18 protein-coding genes and 1 CRISPR repeat array are annotated in these 24,224 nt (G+C 41.3%); of the genes, 2 read left to right on the forward strand and 16 right to left on the reverse strand.

Features of this window, described 5'->3' with window-relative positions:
* Nucleotides 1-303 precede the first annotated feature (303 nt).
* Together D8862_RS06055 and D8862_RS06060 are read left to right on the forward strand one after the other, a co-directional pair.
* Nucleotides 304-1,758, forward strand: coding sequence for a sucrose-6-phosphate hydrolase (locus tag D8862_RS06055; RefSeq protein WP_125449323.1), 1,455 nt, complete (start codon nt 304-306; stop codon nt 1,756-1,758).
* A complete protein-coding gene (locus D8862_RS06060; protein WP_125449325.1) occupies nt 1,739-2,704 on the forward strand; it encodes a LacI family DNA-binding transcriptional regulator in 966 nt (321 codons plus the stop codon). Before D8862_RS06055 ends, D8862_RS06060 begins: the two co-directional genes overlap by 20 nt.
* 521 nt (nt 2,705-3,225) lie before the next feature.
* Nucleotides 3,226-5,697: a CRISPR direct-repeat array (repeat unit 29 nt; unit sequence AGGATCACCCCCGCGAGTGCGGGAAAAAC).
* A 24-nt stretch (nt 5,698-5,721) separates the two neighbouring features.
* On the opposite strand, the gene cas2e is transcribed toward D8862_RS06060, so the two are convergent.
* The 16 genes from cas2e to fmt form a co-directional block, all read right to left on the reverse strand.
* Nucleotides 5,722-6,624 (reverse strand): type I-E CRISPR-associated endoribonuclease Cas2e, encoded by a 903-nt coding sequence (gene cas2e, locus D8862_RS06070; protein WP_125449327.1) that lies wholly within the window; start codon nt 6,622-6,624, stop codon nt 5,722-5,724.
* A 4-nt stretch (nt 6,625-6,628) separates the two neighbouring features.
* Nucleotides 6,629-7,567: a type I-E CRISPR-associated endonuclease Cas1e gene (gene cas1e, locus D8862_RS06075; protein ID WP_125449329.1), complete on the reverse strand. Its 939-nt coding sequence runs from the start codon at nt 7,565-7,567 to the stop codon at nt 6,629-6,631.
* Nucleotides 7,561-8,208: a type I-E CRISPR-associated protein Cas6/Cse3/CasE gene (cas6e, locus tag D8862_RS06080; RefSeq protein WP_125449331.1), complete on the reverse strand. Its 648-nt coding sequence runs from the start codon at nt 8,206-8,208 to the stop codon at nt 7,561-7,563. The genes cas1e and cas6e overlap by 7 nt, the downstream gene beginning before the upstream one ends.
* A 4-nt stretch (nt 8,209-8,212) precedes the next feature.
* Complete coding sequence (gene cas5e / locus D8862_RS06085; protein WP_125449333.1) at nt 8,213-8,932, reverse strand: type I-E CRISPR-associated protein Cas5/CasD; 720 nt, start codon at nt 8,930-8,932, stop codon at nt 8,213-8,215.
* 9 nt (nt 8,933-8,941) lie between these two features.
* Nucleotides 8,942-10,015 carry a type I-E CRISPR-associated protein Cas7/Cse4/CasC gene (gene cas7e / locus D8862_RS06090; RefSeq protein WP_125449335.1) on the reverse strand — a complete coding sequence of 358 codons (1,074 nt, stop codon included), beginning with the start codon at nt 10,013-10,015 and terminating at the stop codon, nt 8,942-8,944.
* Nucleotides 10,005-10,598 (reverse strand): type I-E CRISPR-associated protein Cse2/CasB, encoded by a 594-nt coding sequence (casB, locus tag D8862_RS06095; RefSeq protein ID WP_000893381.1) that lies wholly within the window; start codon nt 10,596-10,598, stop codon nt 10,005-10,007. The genes cas7e and casB overlap by 11 nt, the downstream gene beginning before the upstream one ends.
* Before the next feature lie 9 nt (nt 10,599-10,607).
* Nucleotides 10,608-12,275 (reverse strand): type I-E CRISPR-associated protein Cse1/CasA, encoded by a 1,668-nt coding sequence (locus D8862_RS06100; RefSeq protein WP_125449337.1) that lies wholly within the window; start codon nt 12,273-12,275, stop codon nt 10,608-10,610.
* Nucleotides 12,262-15,042, reverse strand: a complete 2,781-nt coding sequence (gene cas3, locus D8862_RS06105; protein ID WP_125449339.1) for a CRISPR-associated helicase Cas3' — start codon at nt 15,040-15,042, stop codon at nt 12,262-12,264. The genes D8862_RS06100 and cas3 overlap by 14 nt, the downstream gene beginning before the upstream one ends.
* A 433-nt stretch (nt 15,043-15,475) precedes the next feature.
* Entirely contained in the window at nt 15,476-16,750 is a 1,275-nt protein-coding gene (locus D8862_RS06110; protein WP_125449341.1) for a hydroxymethylglutaryl-CoA reductase, degradative, read from the reverse strand.
* Nucleotides 16,750-17,922: a hydroxymethylglutaryl-CoA synthase gene (locus D8862_RS06115; protein WP_125449343.1), complete on the reverse strand. Its 1,173-nt coding sequence runs from the start codon at nt 17,920-17,922 to the stop codon at nt 16,750-16,752. Before D8862_RS06115 ends, D8862_RS06110 begins: the two co-directional genes overlap by 1 nt.
* A 118-nt stretch (nt 17,923-18,040) precedes the next feature.
* Complete coding sequence (locus D8862_RS06120; protein WP_000176900.1) at nt 18,041-18,496, reverse strand: threonine/serine exporter family protein; 456 nt, start codon at nt 18,494-18,496, stop codon at nt 18,041-18,043.
* 1 nt (nt 18,497) lies between these two features.
* Nucleotides 18,498-19,256, reverse strand: coding sequence for a threonine/serine exporter family protein (locus tag D8862_RS06125; protein ID WP_000344526.1), 759 nt, complete (start codon nt 19,254-19,256; stop codon nt 18,498-18,500).
* Nucleotides 19,257-19,343: 87 nt separating this feature from the next.
* Nucleotides 19,344-21,227, reverse strand: a complete 1,884-nt coding sequence (gene pknB, locus D8862_RS06130) for a Stk1 family PASTA domain-containing Ser/Thr kinase (RefSeq protein ID WP_000614514.1) — start codon at nt 21,225-21,227, stop codon at nt 19,344-19,346.
* On the reverse strand, nt 21,224-21,964 hold the full coding sequence (locus D8862_RS06135) for a Stp1/IreP family PP2C-type Ser/Thr phosphatase (RefSeq protein ID WP_000401537.1): 741 nt from the start codon (nt 21,962-21,964) through the stop codon (nt 21,224-21,226). Before D8862_RS06135 ends, pknB begins: the two co-directional genes overlap by 4 nt.
* A 15-nt stretch (nt 21,965-21,979) precedes the next feature.
* Nucleotides 21,980-23,293, reverse strand: coding sequence for a 16S rRNA (cytosine(967)-C(5))-methyltransferase RsmB (rsmB, locus tag D8862_RS06140; RefSeq protein WP_185760845.1), 1,314 nt, complete (start codon nt 23,291-23,293; stop codon nt 21,980-21,982).
* Complete coding sequence (gene fmt / locus D8862_RS06145; protein WP_125449347.1) at nt 23,286-24,221, reverse strand: methionyl-tRNA formyltransferase; 936 nt, start codon at nt 24,219-24,221, stop codon at nt 23,286-23,288. Before fmt ends, rsmB begins: the two co-directional genes overlap by 8 nt.
* Between the last annotated feature and the right edge of the window lie 3 nt (nt 24,222-24,224).

A 24,224-nucleotide genomic window follows, 5' to 3' on the forward strand; every position in this document is an offset into this window, starting at 1 on the left:
GTTTCTAAAATATGTCAAGCGTTTTGCAGAAATTTTTATTCCCTTTCTTTTTTCTCTGATTATTTTTGCTCGTTTTTGAGGGATATTCTCTTTTTCCTCAAAAAAATATCTTTATATTAGAGGGTTCAAAGCTTTTTATTTACATTTTCTTTCATTTTTTCGTGAAAATTTGCCAGATTTCCTTTACTTGTTTTATGACAATCGTTTGACACATTTTTCTCTTTTTTAACATAAAAGACTTGCTTTTTTTGCCGAAAACGTTTACTATTAATAATAGAATAGAACTTATGGAGGAAAGATAAAATGGAATGGACAACCGAGCGTCGTTATAGACCCTATGAAGATTGGACGCAAGAAGAAATTCAACATATAAAGGAAAAGATGGCACAATCTCCATGGCATACTCATTACCATGTTGAACCAAAAACAGGACTTCTCAACGACCCAAATGGCTTTTCTTACTTTGATGGCAAGTGGGTCCTCTTTTACCAGAATTTTCCTTTTGGTGCAGCACACGGTTTGAAATCTTGGGCACAGCTAGAAAGTGATGATTTAGTGCACTTCACAGAAACTGGAGTCAAAATTTTGCCAGATACTCCATTGGATAGTCACGGTGCCTACTCTGGTTCTGCCATGCAGTTTGGCGATAACTTGTTCCTATTTTATACAGGAAATGTCCGTGATGAAAACTGGATTCGTCACCCATACCAGATTGGTGCTTTGATGGATAAAGATGGTAAGATTACGAAAATTGACAAAATCTTGATTGGCCAACCATCTGACTCTACTGACCACTTCCGCGACCCGCAAATTTTTAACTTCAAAGGTCAATACTATGCTATCGTCGGTGGACAGGACTTGGAGAAAAAAGGCTTCGTCCGTCTCTACAAGGCTGTTGACAACGACTACACAAACTGGCAAGCAGTTGGCAATCTTGACTTCGCTAACGATCGCACTGCCTACATGATGGAATGCCCAAATCTGGTCTTTGTAGGGGAGCAACCTGTCCTTCTCTACTGTCCACAAGGATTGGATAAAAAAGTTCTAGACTACGATAATATCTTTCCAAATATGTACAAAATCGGGGTTTCCTTTGATCCTGAAAACGCTAAAATGGTAGATGTGTCTCAACTTCATAATCTAGACTATGGTTTCGAAGCCTATGCAACTCAAGCCTTCAACGCTCCTGACGGACGTGCACTAGCAGTAAGTTGGCTTGGGTTACCAGATGTAGCCTACCCATCTGATCGATTTGATTATCAAGGTGCCCTTTCACTGGTTAAGGAACTGACCATCAAAGATGGGAAACTCTACCAATACCCTATCGCAGCTATCAAAGAACTTCGTTCTTCTGAAGAGGTCTTCTCAAATCGTACTCAAACCAACAACACCTATGAACTCGAGCTCAACTTGGAGGCCAATAGCCAGAGCGAGATTGTCTTACTTGCTGATAAAGAAGGCAAGGGGCTTTCAATCAACTTTGACCTTGTCAATGGACAGGTGACAGTGGATCGTAGCCAGTCTGGAGAACAGTATGCCCAAGAATTTGGGACGACTCGTTCTTGCCCTATCGATAATCAGGCTACTACTGCTACTATCTTCATCGACAAGTCAGTCTTTGAAATTTTCATCAATAAAGGAGAAAAAGTATTTTCTGGTCGTGTCTTCCCACATGCGGACCAAAATGGGATCCTCATCAAGTCTGGAAACCCAACTGGAACTTACTATGAATTAGATTATGGTCGCAAAACTAACTGATGTAGCAAAACTTGCAGGCGTCAGCCCTACTACCGTCTCACGGGTCATCAATAAAAAGGGGTATCTATCTGAGAAAACCATTCAAAAGGTTAATGAAGCCATGCGAGAACTAGGCTACAAGCCCAACAATCTGGCTCGAAGTCTCCAAGGAAAATCTGCCAAGTTGATTGGACTCATTTTTCCAAACATCAGTCATGTCTTTTATGCGGAGTTGATTGATAAGTTGGAACACCAACTCTTTAAGAATGGCTACAAGACCATCATCTGTAACAGCGAACATGACTCTGAAAAGGAAAGGGAGTACATCGAAATGCTGGAGGCCAATCAGGTCGACGGTATCATTTCTGGAAGTCACAACTTGGGAATCGAAGACTACAATCGTGTGACAGCACCGATTATTTCCTTTGACCGAAATCTGTCTCCAGACATCCCTGTGGTCTCCTCTGACAACTACGGTGGCGGGGTTCTCGCTGCCCAAACCTTGGTTAAGACAGGCGCCCAGTCTATCATCATGATTACAGGGAATGACAATTCTAACTCGCCTACTGGACTGCGTCATGCTGGCTTTGCCTCTGTACTCCCAAAAGCTCCTATTATCAATGTTTCGAGTGACTTTTCTCCCATCAGAAAGGAAATGGAAATCAAGAATATCTTGACTCATCAGAAACCAGATGCTATCTTTGCTTCAGACGATTTGACAGCTATCCTAGTTATCAAAATCGCTCAGGAACTGGGCATTTCTGTCCCTGAAGAGCTCAAGGTCATCGGCTATGATGGGACTTACTTTATCGAGAATTACTATCCTCATTTGACAACAATTAAGCAGCCTCTAAAAGAGATTGCCCACCTCACTGTTGATCTTCTCCTGCAGAAAATTGAAGGTAAAGAAGTCGCAACAACTGGTTACTTCTTACCAGTTACATTATTACCAGGAAAAAGTATTTAACTACAAAAAACTCAGATCAATTGATCTGAGTTTTTTTATGATCGTAAGTTTTCTAGATAGCGCTGGGCTGTCTCTAAGTTAAAGGTTTTATCAGCGATGAGGCGCTCGACCAGGGGAGCAACCTCGGTCTCACTAGCACCAGCTAGGAGAGCCAAGGATTTGGCAGAAGGATTTTAGTCTCGTTTTTCCAATCGAAAAATATTGAGCATTTAGTTCTGAAACACTTTAAGACAACAGATACAAGACAAATTTTCTTATACTCTTCTAAAAGTTTTTTACCCAACTGATGTTATTGTTACCAAATGTCTCCATGATGACTTCATTCAATTTACTTGTCTTCTCCTTTGTTATGTAAGATATCTTCATTTACACAAAATATGTTTTTTCCTATAATAAAACACTCCTATCTCTAATTTATCAGTTTTCAATAGGAATATTTTTCTTATATCTCATTTTATGTAGTCAATCCCCCGCATGTGCGGGAAAAACCTTCAATGGCTTTGACGTAGCCGAGAAAATTAGGGATCACCCCCGCATGTGCGGGAAAAACCTGGCACGCTAGCCGTCAGTGTGGTTGACTGCGGGATCACCCCCGCATGTGCGGGAAAAACTCAGCTGCGACCTGCTCCACGGCATTGACAGCAGGATCACCCCCGCATGTGCGGGAAAAACCAATTCTAAACCGTCAAAAATATAGTCGATTACGGATCACCCCCGCATGTGCGGGAAAAACATTGTCAAGCCGTTTATTGGCAGATGCCTTAAAGGATCACCCCCGCATGTGCGGGAAAAACTACCGTGTGAGAATGTTGATGGATAGAGTTGCAGGATCACCCCCGCATGTGCGGGAAAAACTGCGCTCATGTAACTGTCAACGAATTTTTTCAAGGATCACCCCCGCGTGTGCGGGAAAAACCATGGCAACATTACAATTTCGACGAATTATACAGGATCACCCCCGCGTGTGCGGGAAAAACGACTTAACTAAAGTTATTGAAGCAGCGATGACGGGATCACCCCCGCGAGTGCGGGAAAAACTGCGACAGTAGTTCGACAAGTACCTAAAATTAGGGATCACCCCCGCGAGTGCGGGAAAAACCTAATTGTTGCGCTACGATGCCCTCTTGACCTGGGATCACCCCCGCGAGTGCGGGAAAAACCTTGTACTTGTCCTTTAAGCGGCTTGTCATTTGGGATCACCCCCGCGAGTGCGGGAAAAACAAGACGCGACTAGAATCATCTATGAGGTGGACGGGATCACCCCCGCGAGTGCGGGAAAAACCTATACATGTTTCCTTGACGGATAATCCGTCCAGGATCACCCCCGCGAGTGCGGGAAAAACGATCCATGGGTAGAAGGAACCGCTAATCACTTAGGATCACCCCCGCGAGTGCGGGAAAAACAAGTAGTTTCATAAATAAGAGTACCTCCCTTTAGGATCACCCCCGCGAGTGCGGGAAAAACCAATTTTAAAACGGATAAAACTGAGTGCTTCAGGGATCACCCCCGCGAGTGCGGGAAAAACTTAGTATGACAACCTTGCTTTCTTTAGGTTTCAGGATCACCCCCGCGAGTGCGGGAAAAACTTTATGAGATTGTACATAACTAGCCTCTGCATCAGGATCACCCCCGCGAGTGCGGGAAAAACGAGTACTCAAACAATAACTTTTTTGTCGGTATGGGATCACCCCCGCGAGTGCGGGAAAAACTAAATGGTACAATGTATATAGTTAGAAATGAGGGGATCACCCCCGCGAGTGCGGGAAAAACTTTTCTTGCGCCTTATTACCTGTTTCTCGCGTAGGATCACCCCCGCGAGTGCGGGAAAAACCTGATTGATTCCATGTGCACCATCTTATCCTTAGGATCACCCCCGCGAGTGCGGGAAAAACTTAGATGAAATGTGCTGTTATACTTATGAACTAGGATCACCCCCGCGAGTGCGGGAAAAACTACGAATATAAATCTTTTACCGCTTCTATTCCAGGATCACCCCCGCGAGTGCGGGAAAAACTACTTATGAACTATTATCATCAGAAACAATCAAGGATCACCCCCGCGAGTGCGGGAAAAACATTACAGATTATGAAGATTTTGACGATGTGCCAGGATCACCCCCGCGAGTGCGGGAAAAACCTAACCTATCATCTTATAAAATCCTTTCTTTTAGGATCACCCCCGCGAGTGCGGGAAAAACACGATTAGACAATGTTTGAAAGCAGATTTTCTAGGATCACCCCCGCGAGTGCGGGAAAAACTTTCTGGCTAGATAGCTGGAAAATGGTTCAATCAGGATCACCCCCGCGAGTGCGGGAAAAACATGATTTTAGCACCAAATTTTCCATAGAGTGCAGGATCACCCCCGCGAGTGCGGGAAAAACCCACCGAAAATATTGATATTACCAGTAGCGATAGGATCACCCCCGCGAGTGCGGGAAAAACTTTACTTTCTTATTAAGTTTATCACTTGCACTAGGATCACCCCCGCGAGTGCGGGAAAAACCGATTTACCAACATCTAAAAGTTGAAAATATTAGGATCACCCCCGCGAGTGCGGGAAAAACGGAACGTCAACGTTGCTGGACGGAAGCAGCGTAGGATCACCCCCGCGAGTGCGGGAAAAACTCCATTTACAACACTCCCATCTCTTGTAGCGTGGGATCACCCCCGCGAGTGCGGGAAAAACCTGAACGGAAAAATTGATAGACGGTCCATAGTAGGATCACCCCCGCGAGTGCGGGAAAAACCTCCTCTTTAGCGTGCTGCAGGAAGTCGTCTTTGGGATCACCCCCGCGAGTGCGGGAAAAACCGTTCAATCCATGTCCACGGAGGATTTGAACTAGGATCACCCCCGCGAGTGCGGGAAAAACTTTTACAATAGGATTTATTCCACTACTATTTAAGGATCACCCCCGCGAGTGCGGGAAAAACTTATTTATGTTTTCTTCTAAGACTTCAATACCAGGATCACCCCCGCGAGTGCGGGAAAAACACTAAAAGATCCCATTGAAATCGCTTAATCCCGATTGATTCTATCCAAAAATTTATTCACTTTTGTTGATAACTGATAGATTAACTTAGCGTCCGGTAAAGCTCTATGAGGAACTACCTCTTCAATTCCATATTCCTTAAGAGCTGTCTGTAATTGATAGTTAGCCAGAAATAGTTTTTCACTCTTGACAAATTTCTTTAAATCATGAGTTTTATTTGATAATAAAGGCAAACCCAACTTGTTAAGCTCATTGTTAATAAACTTAACATCAAAATTGATACCATAGCCAACTAAAGCTGATTCACCTATAAAAAGCAAAAAATCGGAAAGTACTTCTTTTAAATTTCGACCATTTTGTTCTAATAGAGCCTGAGAAATTCCCGTTAATTTAGAAATCTTCGTAGGCAAGATTCCGTCATATTTGATAAGAGCATTAAACTCTTCTGTAGTGGATGGAGTAACCTTAAGTGCCCCAATTTCTATAATGGTATGTTCATTCTCATCTAAACCATCCGTCTCAATATCAATCACAATATAGGAACTCTGTGGTTTTGAAGAAACTTCTGAATGACGGCCAAAACGCTTGATCCGTCTAAACTTAGCAGCATCACTGTATCCAAAACTGGATATTTTTCCATTGCTGTCTGTTTGGCTAGGTAATAGAATTAATGGGATTCCATCATAGTCTAGTACACTCCGCTGAGCATTTACGGTATCAAATTGATAGCCAATTTCATTTCTAAAGGCGTAACTAATTGTAGCTTCACCTTTTCCAACGTTCGCCTTAATACGATCCCATAACTTTTCACGAACCCTAGTATTGATATTTCCAACGTAAACCCCTGTGGCAATTTCTTGCATCCACTTGGTTAAATCTCCTTTTAAAGACGGCGGAACATTTTTTAAAGTTAAAACAGTCAGTGGCATATTATTAATTCTCCATATAACTAACTCCATGTTTAACAAGTTTATCCTTATCATCCCACAAAGAAAGCGTATCAATCACTAACTCCTCTTCATCATCTATTTCAAATAAATATTGAATGTCAGTAACTATCCGAGCCATTAACTTGCCATCTACGAAGGAATCTCTTGTTTTCAATCGAGCAAGCTTACCAATATCATCATCCTCAGTATAGTTAGCTGCAATTTCAAAAGCTAAGGGAATAGTCAATTCAGCTTTATATAAGTCTGCAATATCATAAATAAAGGATAAATCATGGCCGGTATGTACAAAACCAAGACCTGGAGAAACACCTAGCGCTACCACTATACTGTACACCAAACCGTAAAGTGCTACATTAGCTGCGGATAGCGCCTGATTCACTACCGTCCCTCCTTCAAAATCATCAGGTCTGTAGTCCCTTTTATCCCAAGGAACCTTGAATTTTTCAGATTGCATCCTATATGCTTTTCTCACCCTAGCTCCTTCACGACCCCGTAGTTGCTGCATTGTTAATGTGGTGACATCTTCACCAGGAAATCGCATTTGATACATTTTACGGGCAACAGCTAAACGCGACCGAGAATTTGAAACCAGCTTAGCCTGTCTCTCTAAGAATTTTGTTGAATGTGCTAAGGATCTTCCATGAGCATACTGACGAACACCTCGCTCACCAACCCAAACCAGACTGGTTCCAGCATCTCCTATCAACTCTACAGCACGATGGCTAATATCAGTACCCGGCCCTAGCAATAATACACCAATCATAGCAACAGGTATTCTAACTGTTCCGTTGCTATCAAGCACTGTAATAGCGCTATCCACACGATTTATCTTTGCGTGTTCTACGTAAATAAAGCTGACACGATCGCTTATTTTAGGAAGTTCTCGCAGAGATGTTTTCTTCGTTCCACTTTTTTTTACCATGATTCGTTTCCCAATGGAATAACGGTCATTAAACCAAAACCGTATGCTTTTTTCTTTCCCATTCCTTCAGTCAAAAGCTTCTTAAAAAGATCTGCATCACTAACTGTTAAGATCCCTTCATAAACAACCTTTATCAATCGGATAGGTTTAACAGCTTTTTTAAACACCTCATAACCACGTTCAACGATTGAAAAATCTTCTTTTATCAGTGAAAATCCATTTTTGTCAGAGCGGTCTATTAGATAATTCATCTGATATTCACTCGTAACATGAGGTTTTACAATACCTCTTTTAAGATTATCTGGTGATACTAAGGAAATAACTGGATTAAGCACCACTCGAAATTTCATTCGGCTACCAGTATAGATATTATCTAAAAATTGTTGATAATCCTTAGTTTGAGCACTACCAGAAACCCCGTATTTTTCTAATCGTTGTAAATCAGGTTTATTTTCACTAACAATAATCAGGTAATCTTTATCTTGGATACGATCTATACGCCATAATTTCCTTGTTCGAATAGATTGTTCCATTTCTTCTGGAAAACTCTCTTCTACCCAAGCATGGTAAGCGCCTATATGTGTTAAGCGCCTAATCTTTCGGCGATTGGTCCGATCAATTTCTACTCTTGAGATATACATACCATCAATCTCCTATACTCTTAAAAACATCATGTGCCGTATTTTTATCTCGAAACGAATTCCGAACTTGAACCAGTTCTCTGGTTTCATACCTATAGCCAAACCTTCTCCCCTTTTGTGAAAAAGACTTGACAACATCTTGTCTCAGTTGATAAATACCTCTATCGGTTAAATGTCTATCAGAATAGATTTCTAAAGTTACGACATCCATAAGCTTTCTCTTCATAAACCATGGTGAAGCTTGCCAATCAAGAGTTCTCAAACTTTCAACTGCTCCAATCTCAGTCTCACCTAAGATAAAATCTGCAGTCAACGGCAGAGCCCTTCTTCCCATAAATGGTTGGAAATAGGGATTTCTCAAAGCTTGTAAAATCATTTCCAAAAACTGCTCATTATTATGAGAAAGAGCCACTACAAAAACAGCATCTTCTAAATAATAACGATTCGTGACATAATTTCGTTCAAACTTTCCTTTTTCTGTATACTTTTGTGCAATATGAAAATCTCTGAGTAAATTTCCTTGTTGATCCACTCGAACTGCAAAATCCAGCTCGTTTAAACGAGTAATTTTTTCATCATCGTCTCGACGATATCCTAGACTTGAAGCAATCAACCCAATAACAGAACTCTTAGAAGGATAAAAATCCGTATGTCTTGTTTCGAAATGTGAACTTGTCCCCCAAGATTGCAAAGGGCCAGCAAATTTCAACAAAATAGTCTTCATGCCATTCACCTATTTTTTGAGGACTTGTCCTAAGGTTTCCGAAAAATCTTTTAATAATTCTGAAACGGAATATTTTTCCTCACCTATTTGTTTTAAACTCTCATTCTCATCCAAAGTCACATAGAAAGTCAAAAGTGGTTTATTCACGAATTTTTCAACTCTTGTATACTCTTTAGACAGTTTTTCAATAGATTTTGCCACATAACCATCTGTTGATTTAACTGGTTCTTCAAAAGCACTGACAAGATTAACAGGACGATCATCACGCAAAGAAACGATTAGAGCCTGCGGTAAAGTTTGATTGGCAAAGGTATTCACTTTTCCTGTCGGGAGTGAATTTGCAAATGCTTCGATGAATAAATTCAAGCTGTTCTTTAAGGATTTCTCATCCTCTAGTTGTTTTGATAATTCATGAATCGCAACATTGGCATAACGATAAAGCGTAGAAGAGTTAAATTCGATAGTTCCCAGCATACCTGCACCTGCATTATCCTCTGGAGCTAAATCATCAATAGCAGTAAAGAAATCAAATTCAGTTTGTACAGCATGTGTTGAAATAGCATGGGCAACTTGAGAGGAAGCATCCTCGTTTAGAACTGGATCTTCAGCTACCATTCGACCGAACATAGCAACATCAATGGCTGGATTTGAGTTAGCTAGTTTTTGAAGTTCTTTTTTATCAGTCAGATTTTCATAGGCCGCTTGAGCTAATTTCTCAGCTTGTCTATCCCCCATAAAGTAAAGCGCCTTGACTTCACCTTTTTTCTTAATTCCAGTAGCTATCAAGACTGTATCTGCTTTGGTTAGTGCATCTTCAAAACTGATAGAATTATCTAGTTCTACAATTTTACCTGCAACATATCTTACAATGTCTTTTGTTCGGACACCGACATTAGACTGTTCTCCATAAGTATTAAAATAGTCTCTTATAGCTCTCTTCCAAGCTTGAGAACTCACGCGCGATCTTTTTACACCCCCGTACTGAGCGGTCTTTGGGCTACCTGTATCATCTCTATTCATATTTGAAGGTGGCAAGGTTTGTATAGCATGAATATCTAAAAATAAGCGTTGGTTAGTTGTCATTGTGTTTTTCTCCTTTGATTTGTTTATAATATGATCTTGCCCAATTTAGGCGAAGATTTTCTTGTACATTTTTTAAAAACCAATACAAGTCCTCAGCTAACTTAGCATAATCAACCTTTGTAGCAGGAGACTTTGTTTTGAGTAACATCATCATGTGGCGTAAATGGTAGATCAACTCTTCAAAAGTTGATGATGTAATCATAACATTGAACCTTCTGTCAATGGCTGTCGTATCATCTCCTTTTCGAAGTTGACTAAGAGCAGAACCGATATTTTGATAAGTATCGGGCTCATCTAACATCACACCAGTTGAAGTTCCTTGTTGATGTAAGGCGTAAAATTGGATAGCTGTATAAATTGCTAACTCCTCATAGCTAGGCTGCTGGTATGAATTGACAAACTCCTCTGGTAAATGCTCAAATAAAATCGGCCAGATATCTGTTGCATCGCTCAAGGGTTTACCCAACGTTTTTCTAATTTTTGCCAGTGCAGCTTTACTCGATGGTGACTCCAACTCATAACTCAATTGTCTAATAATTCTTTTTGTGACAGAACCAACTGTCTGTTTGGATTGTTCCAACACACACACCTCCTATTTTAATTGTTGATGAAGCAAATAATCAAATGAATTATAGGCAGTTGCAATATTTTTTATTCGACCATCTTTTTCAATACCGAGGTAGTCCCTCGTTCCTCCTTGACCTAAGATGCTCTTTGCTTCAGCTTTAACCATTTTTTTCAGTAAGTCTCTCCATTCTTTGATTTTAGGATCCTTTTCATCATCTGGTAGGATACTGGATAACCATTCACGAAAAGGGTGATCGATTTTGAAATAGAGCATTTCAACCATCTGATTAGTATAATTGTTGTTTGAGATATTCCTGATTTCTTTTAGATCCTCTATATAGCGTTTATATACTTTAGAAATGACAGTTTTTGTTTCTTCCACCACCTCATTAATACGTGGTACCCAACCACTCTCATTAAAATCAGCCAAAACTAAATCATTGATAAGTATAGAGTCAATAACTTCATCAGTTGGAAGCCATGAAGTAGCGTTTCCATCATCCTGCATACTAATGGAAATAATATTAAATAATCTATTTCCTATTGTGTCACCTATATCTCCTAGCCAATCAATAATTCCCGGTCTTCTAAAGTGCCCTGTTCTATCTTCTACTGCTAGCAAACCAAAAGACCGCCACAACGATTGATTCAAGAGATGTTTCTTAGGAGTATAGCTATCTTTATTTTCTCCTGTAGTATTATACTTCCATGTTGTCATTGGCTCTAAAAAATTGTCCTGATGATTGATATCGGGTAATTTTACAATCTCAAAAGAGAAAGGCTTATTTAAATCATATTCTGGATCAATATAAATCCCTCTGCTCCAAATCGTATACAGATTAGCTAAATCTGTACATTCACTACCAAACAAATAGCGATTAATATTATCAGAACTAGCAAATTCCCAACAGGGACATTGAATACTTTCTAAATTACCATAGTCATAGAATGGCAAGATACAATTTAGTAACAGCGTTTCAAATAAAGAAGCTCCCTGTATAAAAACTACACCGATATCAAACAACCAGCCTTTTGACACTTTATATTTTTCTTTTCCAAAAATAACTTTATCGGATAATCCTGAGTACCCTTGAAAAGTTAAAAGCCATCGTGTAAGTTCGGAAGGAGTCAGTTGTTCTTTATTTTTACTATTCTTTGGGGAAAATAAGGCTAACTTATTCCCACTCTCTGAAATCGTTCTATTGATATTTTTCCCAGAAATACTGCTTGCTTTTGCTTTACTGATTCTATCTGCTGCAATATCCTCTTTTCTAACTTGAAAAAATGGATATTCCTCATCAAATAAGTAAAAGCGATCCCGCCATTTTTCTAGGTAATGATTAACAATGTCTGGGAACTTACCACTTTCCCAAAGATCTATCCATGTATCATATAAATCATCCTGATAGTCAGCAATATCAGATTCTTCCACAGGCTCAATTTGTTTAAACCGCTCATCTACTGCCAGATACTCATAGACATTACCATCTGCATCAAAGCGTGAAAAAACAGTATGTAACACAGCCAGCAAAACTCGTAGCACAGCAAAATCTTGCGTTTTTGTATCTCCTGCTAAATCTTTGTACTGATGAGCATTTATAAACAATTCCTGCAAGGAAACTTCTTTTGTTGTTCCTTTTTCATCATAAACGACAGAAATCCAGGGTTCATCTAGCAAATTAAATCGACTCATTCTTATTCAACCTCTCCGTTGTAATTCCATATTTTTTATCATATAAGAGTTTAAACCCATTTAGAATAAACTCATTGTTTTCATCAAAAATAATCCCGAGAGCTCCTTTTAACCACGATGAATTTCGCCATTGACTTAAATAGCTGTTGTTATACCTTTCAAGCTCTTCAATAGTTTGATCGATATTATAGCCCTTGGATAAACTAATTGGAAGTCGTAAAGTATTTTGTGCTACTTTTTTAGCGACCGAAGGATTATCAATATTCTGAGATATATCTTGATTTTCAATAAATAAGCTATAGCCATCAGACATTTTCTTTAAAGCAATCACTTCAATTGTATCTTCAACATCACGAACCTGAGCATTAGATTTTTCTTCACTATCGTTTGGATGCAGGTTCTTCAACCAGCCAATCAGACTATTGTTTCTATGTCTCGATATTTTTAAGACAGGATCATTGATACGGTATGTTCTTGCCTTTGTTTCCTTATTTTTAATCGTGATATCATGCTCCGCCTTAGCATCTAAATATTTTTGCTGAAATTCCTGACTTGAAAACTCAATTGTAAAATCTGGACTATAAACTTTCTGGACTAATGGTGAAATATCATCTGGTAATCTCATGATATCTGGTAAAAAGTGCTGAGTTCTGGCTAATAGATAATCACCATAAACAAAACTACTTCCTTCTTCAAAATCCAACTCTTCGGAAGTTCCTAAAACGTAAAACCTAGCTATTTCATGCTTTTGAGGCCGTTCTATTTGGTGTCGATGAAGTCGTCCAATACGTTGTATTAGCAAGTCCATAGGTGCCAGATCACTTATCATCACATCGAAGTCAATATCCAAGGATTGCTCAATCACCTGAGTTCCAATGATAACTTTCTTATGTGGACGTTCTACATTTTTTCCGATTTGTTGTAATAATTCTTTCTCTTTTTGGATTCTTTCGGTCGCAATAAAACTGGAATGAAGCAATTCCACCATATCATCTCCAAAAATTTCCGAAAAGTTTCTTGCCAACTCTTGGGATCTTCTCACTGTATTGACAATGATTCCAACTACTCCACCGCCCTCAAGGCCATCTTTAACCATACCCAATAACAGCTCTTCTTGTAAACGAATGATGTGAATGTCTTTTATGTTTTGCTTATTGAATGTTGTAACTTGATGAATCTCTGAGCCATCATTATAAGTGATTAAAGGATAAGCATCTGTCTTTAATTGGTCCGCATTTTCAATATCTCGCCATTTGAGCCCCATCCCACACATATAGCTTTTAAGGATATTTTCTCTTTGTTGAGAAGGTAATGTCGCCGACAAAATGACTACTGGAACGCCATAGGCTCCCATCCATTTTATCGCCTCCATCAAATATTGACTCATATAAGCATCATAGGCGTGAACTTCATCAATAATAACAACCTTTTTACTAAAACCTAGATGACGTAAAGCTAAATGTTTTTGTTTCAATGCTAACATTAAGAACTGATCAACAGTCCCCACTACAAAATCATCTAAAGCCGAAGTCTTTCTCCCAGAAAACCATTCATTAATGATAACACTACCATTTTCTACATCGTCAAAATTAAATGTATTAGCTTTAAGTTTTAAAAAATCTTCGTTTAGAGCTGCTTTCCCGTGTACCAACTGAATAGATAGTATGTCTTCAGAATCATCTTTTAAACTTTCAACCCATTTTTCAATACGATTAAAAATTCCATTCGATGTCGCCTGAGTTGGTAAACCAAAAAAAAGACCGCTTCTTCCCGTCTTAGTAGCTAACTGCTCCGCTGTAATCAATGAAGCTTCTGTCTTCCCTAACCCCATTGGTGCTTCTAGAACTACAATCCCAGGTTTAGATATTTGAGTAATAACATGAGATAAGATTGATTGAACATTATTAGGTTCAAATCCAAATCTTTCCTTATAGAGACTATCTGGTTTTGAGATATATTTAGGTTGCCACAAACTAGTTTTTTTCCACCTTTCAAATCCATCTTGAAGGCGTCTTGACTTATCTACCCCCTCTTTTTCATTGACACTCAATAAAGGAAAGTAGTTCTCATTACTAGCAATCCAGTCAGCCATAATCAGCAATCCTGATAAGATAACTTGAGCTGGCTGTTTAATTTTAGGAAGCTCTTTCACAGAGTCAAACCCACACTCCTCTATAGCACAGTTGAAGATTTCTTTTTGAACCAAATCCCAGTTCTTATGGATAGCACACTCCTTACTTTCATTTTGAAAATAGTTTGAAAGATAGCTCCCTTGATTTTTTACATCCTCAATCGTATCAATCGGTCGTCCATGGTGTCCACCAATAATAGTCGAAATATCCTCTTGAACACCATAACTAGATAGCAAATATTGACCTGCAAGGCTATGATGACTCTTTTTCGGTGATGATAGTTGAAGTGAACTAATTTTAGTAAATCCTGACTGCTCCATTTTTTCTAATAGTTGAATATCCAAATCATCTGAATTTGCAAATCCTCTTTGAGTTTGAAAGGCTGGAGTTGCTTTCCCGATATCATGAACAGCAGCTAAAAATTGTGCAAGTCGTTTCCCTAAATCTCCATCATATGTTGCTGAATCCAGAGAATCCTCAATCAGTTTTTTTTGCCCTTCACTTAACCAATGCTCCCAGAGAAGTCCAATTATATTTTTTGTATCTTCTAGATGCTGAGACAAGGGTAACCAAAAAAATCTACCATTTTCTTCCTTTTTCTTAGCCCAAAGAGTATCGGACTTTTTCTTAGACATGCTTCATCCCCTCTTCATCCCATTTTATATATTTCCATTTTATACCTAAAAGTTTTAAAATACAACAACAAACATGGAAGGGGTTACAAAAACATGCTGTTTTCTAAAGTAGTGTAAACATAAGAATGGGAAAATCCTTTTTAGAGGAGTTTTAAAACATTACTAGAATGATCTTTATTACTATAAAACCATTCACCATAGAATTGCTTCACTTCCATACCCTAAAGTAAGAAATGGATGATATTTCCCTTAAATTAACTGTAAAGGATTGTATTGTTGAAAATGGGTACATTCTCTGTGATTCAAATATCAAAAAAAGAGAGAATAATGTAATCCTCTCCTGTTCTTCGTTATATGTGAGACTTTTCAATTGACAATGAACTTGTTTTCCTTATGTTTCATTTTTTGAGACTAATACCACGGTTTCAACTGGCTAAGACCGCCAGACTTTTAAATATTGCTGAGCTGTCTCTAGGTTAAAGGTTTTATCTGCGATGAGTCGCTCAACGAGGGGAGCAACTTCGGACTCACTAGCACCAGCTAGGAGAGCTAGGGATTTGGCCTGTAATTTCATGTGGCCTTGCTGGATTCCCGTACTGACCAAGGCTTTCAGGGCCGCAAAGTTTTGTGCCAGCCCGATAGAAACGATAATTTGAGCTAATTCTTTGGCAGAAGGATTTCCCAGTAGCTCGTGACTAAGAGCTACACGGGGGTTGAGACCGATAGAACCACCCTTGGTCGCTACAGGCATAGGTAGTGTCATCTGGCCGACCAATTCTTCTCTTTCCATATCCAGCGTCCATCGACTAAGCCCCTGATAGCGTCCATCTCGACTAGCAAAGGCATGAGCACCAGCTTCGATAGCACGCCAGTCATTACCCGTGGCGATTAAAATGGCATCGATACCATTAAAAATCCCTTTATTGTGAGTAGCCGCTCGGTAAGGATCAGCCTGCGCAAACTGGCTAGCCAAGGCTATCTTCTCTGCAATTTCACGTCCTTGATCCTTTTGGGGGTTCAAGTAGCGAAAGGCAATACGACAGCTTGCTGTCACTAGAGAATCGGTCGCGTAATTAGATAGGATACCCATGAGACTCTGTCCCTGACTGAGTTCTTCTAAGACTGGCTTCAAGGCCTCTAGCATGGTATTGAGCATATTGGCTCCCATGGCTTCCTGGGTATCGATATGGAGATAGACGACGAGAAAGTCTGTTTCTCCTTTGATTTGTTCTACATGCAGATCACGCGCCCCACCTCCTCGTTTAACGATAGAAGGATAGGCTTGATTGGCAAGTTTCAAAAGTTCAGCTTTCTTGCTAGCAATCTTCATTTGCGCTTGTTCAGGATCAGCAACTTGATAAAGGGCTACCTGACCAATCATCTGGCGCTGATGAACCTGAGCAGTAAAACCGCCTGCTCGCTTGATGATTTTGCTAGCATAGCTGGCCGCAGCAACCACTGAGGGTTCTTCTGTCACATAGGGAACTGTGTAATCCTGACCATTCACCAAAAGTTCTGGAATGATCGAATAAGGCAGAGAAAAAGTACCTACTACATTCTCACTCAGCTGGTCTGCAACAGCCAAGCTGACTTGCTCATCCTGCTCCAGACTCGTTTGCTTTTCAGGACTAAGGAGCGCCTGAGCTCGCAACAACTCAAGGCGCTCATGGTATGATTTTTTAGAAAATCCATTCCAACTTATCTTCATTATTTTTCAACCTTGCTATAACGGCGTTGGTGGTCGACAATCTCCACCAAGGCATAGTCTTGATGTTCATAGGCTGCAAATTGGGCTGAACCAGATTCATCCAACTGCACCTCTTCGAAGAAGACTTTTTCATAGTCTGCAACGGATAGGGCTGTACGCTGCTGGAGTTTGCTCAAACGCTCTTTGTCGAGATAGGCCTCATAGCCTTCGACCAATTCACCACTAAAGAACTCTGAAACAGCTCCACTTCCGTAACTGTAGAGGGCAATTTTATCGCCAGCCTTCAAATTCTCTGCATTTTCTAAAAGGGAGAGGAGGCCAAGGAAGAGGGAACCTGTATAGATATTCCCAATCATCTGACTGTAGAGAATGGATTTGTCAAAGTTTTCTTGCAAACTATCCTGTTTTTCCTGAGATAGAGTCTTGTCCATCATCTTGCGCAAGCCTTTTAGAGCTAGCTTAGGATAAGGCAAGTGGAAACAGATGGCCGCAAAGTCACCCATTGTCCAATCGTAGCGCTTCTTGTATTCATCCCAAGTCGTCGTGAGACTATCCAGATACTGCTGGGTTGAATAAACACCATTGACATAAGGAGTGCTTGAATAGTTCGGACGCCAGAAATCCATGATGTCGCGTGTTTGAGCAACGTTATCATTGTTAAAGGCCATGATGCGCGGATTTTGGGTAATCAACATCGCCACACTTCCAGCACCCTGAGTTGGCTCACCAGGAGTTCCCACACCATACTTGGCAATATCACTGGCAATGACCAAAACCTTAGACTCTGGAGAATTTTCCACATGCAACTTGGCATAATGAAGGGCAGCTGTCGCTCCATAGCAGGCTTCTTTGATTTCAAAGCTACGGGCGAAAGGCTGAATGCTTAACAAGCCATGAACAAAGACTGCCGCTGCCTTACTCTGGTCAATCCCTGACTCAGTCGCCACGATGACCATGTCGATTTCTTCTTTTTCTTTATCTGAGAGGATAGAGTTGCTGGCACTAGCAGCCAAGGTAACAATGTCCTCAGTCAGTGGCGCAATACTAATTTCATTTAACAAGAGTCCCTTGCTAAATTTTTCGGGGTCAACTCCCCTTGCTTCTGCTAAGTCTTGTAATTTCAAGACATATTGACTGGTCGCAAAACCAATCTTATCAATACCGATTGTCATATTTACCTCTGTATTTTCATTCATTGTAAAAAATCGTTTCATTCTATTTTATCACAAATAGGGGCAAAAGAGAGAAAAAAGACTTGATTCACCAAATCAAGTCTTTGCTTTGACTGCATTAGGAAGAGATTCCTCGTTGTTTTCGGATGTAGTAATAGAGCTTTAAAATCACCGTTCCACTAGCCATTCCAATGGAAATAACGAGGGCTAACATAACCACCAAAGTCGCACTGGCAAGGGCATGACTGTAATCGCCAGTCACAAAGAAAGCAGTGGTCCGATAGGATAGATAACCTGGCACCAAGGGGGCAAGAATAGCCAAGACAAAAACCACCGCTGGTGTCTTATAGACAATACTTAAAATCTGGCTGATACAAGAGCCTACCACCGCCGCAATAAAGGTCGCAACTATGACATTGGTTGGTTCTTTGAGTACGAGATAGAGGAGCCAAACACCCATTCCCAAAACCCCACCAGGTAGAAGCATGGAGCGTTGGACATTCAGTACGATTAGAAAGTTTATAATGGCGAGCAAACTCGCCACTGCCTGGAGTAAAATACTTGTTAGAGTCATCTTATGTCATCAAAACCAGGGCGACAGAAGTGCCGGCCCCTAAAGCGAGGGTAATGAGCAAGGATTCAAACATCTTGCTCATACCAGAGTTGATATGATTGGTCATGATATCTCGAACCGCATTGGTCAGAGCAATCCCTGGAACAAAAGGCATGACGGCTCCTGCTATGATTAGGTCTGCCGTCGAAGGAAATCCTGTATAGCGGGCCCAGAACTGGGCAATTAATCCGAAAACAAAGGCACCCGCAAAAGCTGTTACAAAAGGAATTCGGATAAACTTCTCGACATAGAGAGAGAAAGCAAAACCAAACAAGGTCGCAACGCCTGCTCCAAAAGCATCATAGACATTGCCACCAAACATAATCGAGAAGAAAGGAGCACTGAGGGTTGCTGCTACAGTCACTTGGAGCTTGCTATAAGGAAGAGCTTGATTTCTGATTTCCTTCAGCTTTTTAAAAGCTGTAGAAAGATCAATCTGGCCACCCACAAGTTCTCGTGATACTTGGTTGACATCACAGACTTTTTCGATGTTATAGGAGGATGACGTCACCCGTTTCATCCGAGAAATATTGGTGTTTTCAATCGAAAAGAAAATAGCCGCAGGCATGGCAAGAACATTGCAATCCACTATTCCCTGTGAATGGGCAATGCGAATCATGGTGTCCTCAACCCGATGAATCTCCGAACCACTTTTCAAGAGAATGGTTCCAGCTAGCATAATCACATCAATGACAGCATTTAACTCTTTTGATTCGTCCATTTTCTACTCCTATTTTCTGCTCCCTCTATTCTATCACAAAAGTTCATGAAAAAAAATCTTTGTCATGAAATCATGACAAAGATTGGGTTAATTTCGTTCATTACTTGACGTTCTACTGCCATCTGAAGAATCCGTTGTAGGGTTGCTACCTTGATTGTTACTCTGTGAAGGCGTCGTGTCTGTTCCTGGATTTCCGTGTTGAGACGAACTTGATGAAGAAGGAAGTGGTTTTGGTTTATAAATAGAAATCTTAACACGTGTTTTATTGAGATCTACCTTTTCTCCAGGTTTAGGGTCCTGACTAACAACTGTTCCTGCAGTAGTTCCTTCAGGAGCAGTCGATACTTCCACAACTTCGATATTAGCTTCTTTTACACCTACAATCTGAGTCAAATTGTTCTTAGTAAATTCGAGACTTGAACCAATGTAACTTGGCATCGAAACACTGGTCACCTTCTTAGCAACTGTTAGGGTAATCGTGCTGGCTTTCGTGAGATCGTAAGTACTTCCTGCAGCTGGGGTTTGCCTAATGACTGTTCCTGGATCGCTTTCGCTAGATTCCTCTTCCTCAATCTTGATAAGATTTTCTGGAACCTTTTTCTCTTTGAGCTCTGCGACAACATCCGAGGACTTACGTCCTACATAGTTACTTAGTTGGAAGGATTGCTTACCTGAAGACACGATTAGATTTACTTTGCTTCCTTCTTTTCGACCACTTCCAGCTTCTGGGTCTGTTCGAATGACGCGACCTTCGGCTACTGTCTCACTGGCCTCTGTTTTTTCTTCACCTACTTCAAAATTAGCCTTTTTAAGGGCTTCTTTTGCCTCTGCTACTGTCTGTCCCGATACATTTGGAATAGCAATAGTCGCCGGAGTTCGGGAGAAGATCCAAATCAAAGAGGCTGCAACTAGCAAGGCACTGGCCAGTAAAATCATGTAGCGAGCTTTAAACTTCCGTTTTTTCGCTGGTTTTGGTACTGGTGCTTCATCTACCACCTGCTGAGTCTGCTCTTTTGATTGAGGTCGCTCTAATTGTGGCTTAGCCTTCGGAATAGAGGTTAGAGTGCTTTGTGGAACTTTAGGCAAGGTCTTGGTATCAACCTTGCTTGCCTCATCGAAGACTAGCTTTGGTTCTCTCCTACGATTGTGAGACAAACAACTCGACAAGTCCACATACATTTCTGATACAGACTGGTAGCGATCTGTCAATTTCTTGGCCGTTGCCTTGATAACGACATTTTCCAAAGCTTGTGGTACTGCTGGATTCTCAGCAATAACAGATGGAAGTGGTTTTTGGAAATGCTGGAGGGCAATAGTCACTGCACTATCCCCATCATAAGGGATATGTCCAGTCAACATTTCATAGAAAATAATCCCCATAGCATAGATGTCACTCTGCACAGTTGCCTTGGAACCACGGGCCTGCTCAGGTGAGAGATAGTGGACTGAACCGAGCATGGAGTTGGTCTGTGTCAGACTGGTCTCTGCAAAAGCCACGGCAATTCCAAAGTCTGTAACTTTGGCAGTTCCATCTGGTGTCAAGAGGATATTTTGAGGTTTCAAATCTCGGTGGATAATACCTCTCGTATGCGCCAGACGCATCGCCAAGAGAATCTGTCCCATAATACGGACGGCTTCTTCATTTGAGAGAGGGGAGTGTTCTTTGATATAACGTTTGAGGTCAAGCCCTGCCACATACTCCATAGCTAGATACTGCTGACCGTCTTCCTCACCGATATCTGTTATTCGAACGATATGGGGATGATCCAGATCCGCCATGGCTCTCGCTTCACGTTGAAAACGCGCCACAGCAATCGGATCTGTCTGATAGTTAGTCCTCAGGACCTTAACCGCCACTTCTTCCCCGTCTAGGATCAAATCCTTGGCCAAGTAAACATCCGCCATGCCTCCTCGACCAATCTGTTTGACAATCCGATATCGTCCGGCAAAAATCTTGCCGATCTGGATCATTCTACTTCCTCCTCATTCATGTGAACAAGGGCAACCGTGATATTGTCTAAACCACCTGCATTGTTGGCAAAACGAATCAAAGTTGCCGCCTTGTCTGCCAAGGAAATATCACTCGTTACAATATCGTAGATATCGCTTCCTGAGATCATATTGGTCAAGCCGTCACTGTTGAGCAAGAGGTAGTCTCCTGGCTCTAGGCTAACCATGCCAAAATCTGGTTGAATTTCATCTTTTTGCCCAATGGATTGGGTAATGATATTTTTCTGCGGATGAACTTCTGCCTCCTCTGGAGTTAGCTGGCCAGCCTTTAGCAGAGCATTAACCAAAGAATGATCACTTGTGAGCTGGCGATAATCTTCACCACGGATCAAACCGATACGAGAATCACCAATATGGGCATAAATAGCTTGATTTCCAATAATGGCTACTGCTTCAAGCGTTGTTCCCATCCCCTTATAGGCTTCGTCTTTCCCCATCTGATGAATTTTTTGATTTTCAAGTTCCAGATAGTGGGCAAACCATTCACGGATCTCATTGACGGTGTCGATTTGGGTATCAACCCAAGCCACGCCCAGATCTGTCACCGCCATCTCACTAGCGATATTGCCTGCACGGTGTCCTCCCATCCCATCAGCCAAGAGGATCATGGTGCGCCCTGCTCGGTTGACAAAGTGATTGACATAGTCTTGGTTATTTGTTCGTTTCTGACCAACATCTGTTAATAATGCTATTTCCATTGTGTCAGTTCCTTCCTAATCTGATATCTTGCGGAATTGGCTGATAAAGAATCCATCACTTCCGTATAGTTCAGGAGTAATCAAGATACAGCCATCCTTCAAAATATCCTTGCATTCGTGTTCTAGTTTAACCTGCTCGAACTCGGGGTGACTTTCTAAAAATGCCTTAACGACGTGAAAGTTCTCCTCTGAGACGATAGTGCAGGTACTATACGTTATTATACCACCTTTTCGTAAGGTTTGACAAACACTACCTAGTATTTCCAGCTGAATTTGCTGTAATGATGCGAAATCCGCCGTTTCTTTATTGTATTTGATATCTGGTTTGCGGCGCAAAAGACCAATTCCAGAACAAGGGGCATCTACTAAAATCTTGTCAAAAGAGTCTTTTTCAAAAAACTCATGCACTTTTCTAGCGTCCAATTTTTGCGTTTGCACTCGATCTGCCACACCCAGACGTTGGGCGTTTTCTTGGATCAAGTCCAACTTGTGATCATAAAGATCCAAAGCCGTCACCTTACTGGATGTGAGGTAAGAAGCCATATGGGCTGTTTTCCCACCAGGAGCGGCACAGGCATCAAGCACCTGCTCATCACCTTGTAGATCAAGGGTCGGAGCAACCAATTGACTAGACTCATCTTGGATGGTAATGGCCCCTTCTGCGAACAAATCATGGCCTGCAAAGTGGCCTTGCTCCTTGACCAGACCAGTGGCCGCCAAAGGGGAATCAGTCGCCTCTAACAAAGCTTTGATTTCCTCTTTTCGGCTCAAGTTGGTCACCCGGATGCTGGCTTTGTTGCGCACCAAGAGACTTTCAAAGATGGCTTGCGCTCGCTCTTCACCGTATTCTTCCTTGAGTTTAGACACTAGCCAAACTGGGAGAGAATAGGCAATGGAATCACGCTTGTTTTTGCGTTTGATACTGTCAATGTCTGGCCAGCCTTCTCGCAAGATACGACGAAGGACGGCGTTGACTAATTTTTCACTGCCTTTTTTACGCGCTTTGGCTAGTTCCACTGCTTCATTAACAACAGCGTGATTAGGAATCTTATCCAGATACCGAAGTTGGTAAGCGCTCAGGAGGAGCAGAATATAGAGCCAGTTATCTAGCTTATCCCGGTCTTCGATAAAGTGGGACAGGTACCATTCCAGAGTCAGTTTTCGGGCTACCGTACCGTAGACAATCTCTGTCACCAAGCCCTTATCTGCTGCTGAGAGTTGGCTGCCCTTGAGGTATTTGTTTAAGGCAATATTCGAATATGCTTGGTTGACTAGAACATCCTCTAGCACTGCTAGAGCTAGACTTCTAGCCGTTTCTACTTTAGTCACCAAATCGTTCTCCTACTGTCAATGTGCGTCCAACACCGTTGAGGAAGGAAGAAATATCCATCTTAGGCTTACCAGCTGGCTGCACTTGCTTAAGGGATAGAGCACCTTCTGCCGTTGCAACGATCAATTCCTTCTTGCCAATAGACAAAATTTCTCCTGGATTTCCCTGACCTTCTACTGGTAGGGCTTCATAGATCTTAAAGCGGTCGCCCTTGAGAAAAGTGTGGGCAACAGGCCATGGATTCATCCCTCTGATTTGGTTAAAGAGTTGACGGTTAGTCTTATTCCAGTCCAACTTTTCTTCCTCTGGCTTGATATTTGGCGAGAAAGTAACCTGACTTGGATCCTGCGGTTCAGGTTGGATTTCTCCTGCTAGGTAGCCAGGGAGCGTATCCAAAAGCAAATCTCGACCAACAATCGCCAATTTCTCAAACAAGGTTCCAACGTTGTCCTCATCTGTGATGGGGATACTGCGACGAGAAATCATATCTCCTGCATCCATTTCCTTAACCATCTCCATAATGGTCACACCAGCTTCCTCATCCCCTTGAATCAAGGCATAATGAATGGGGGCGCCACCACGGTGTTTTGGAAGAAGGGAAGCGTGAACGTTGACCGCAAAATCCATGCTATCAAGAAGTTTACTTGGAAGAAATTGCCCAAAAGCAGCAGTGATAATTCCATCTGCTCCTAAATTCATAATGGCTTCCATCTCTGGACTTCCAGATAATTTTTCAGGCTGGTAGATAGGAAGACCTGCTTCTTTGGCTGCTTGCTTGACTGGGGTTTCTTGGATCACTTTTTTACGGCCGACAGCGCGGTCTGGCTGGGTCACAACAGCTAGGATCTCGTAACGGTCGTCTGATAACAACCCCTTCAAAACTGTCGCTGAAAAATCAGGTGTCCCCATAAAGATTAGTTTTGTCATTTC

This window comes from Streptococcus oralis (assembly GCF_003942585.1).
Lineage (GTDB): Bacteria > Bacillota > Bacilli > Lactobacillales > Streptococcaceae > Streptococcus > Streptococcus oralis_BE.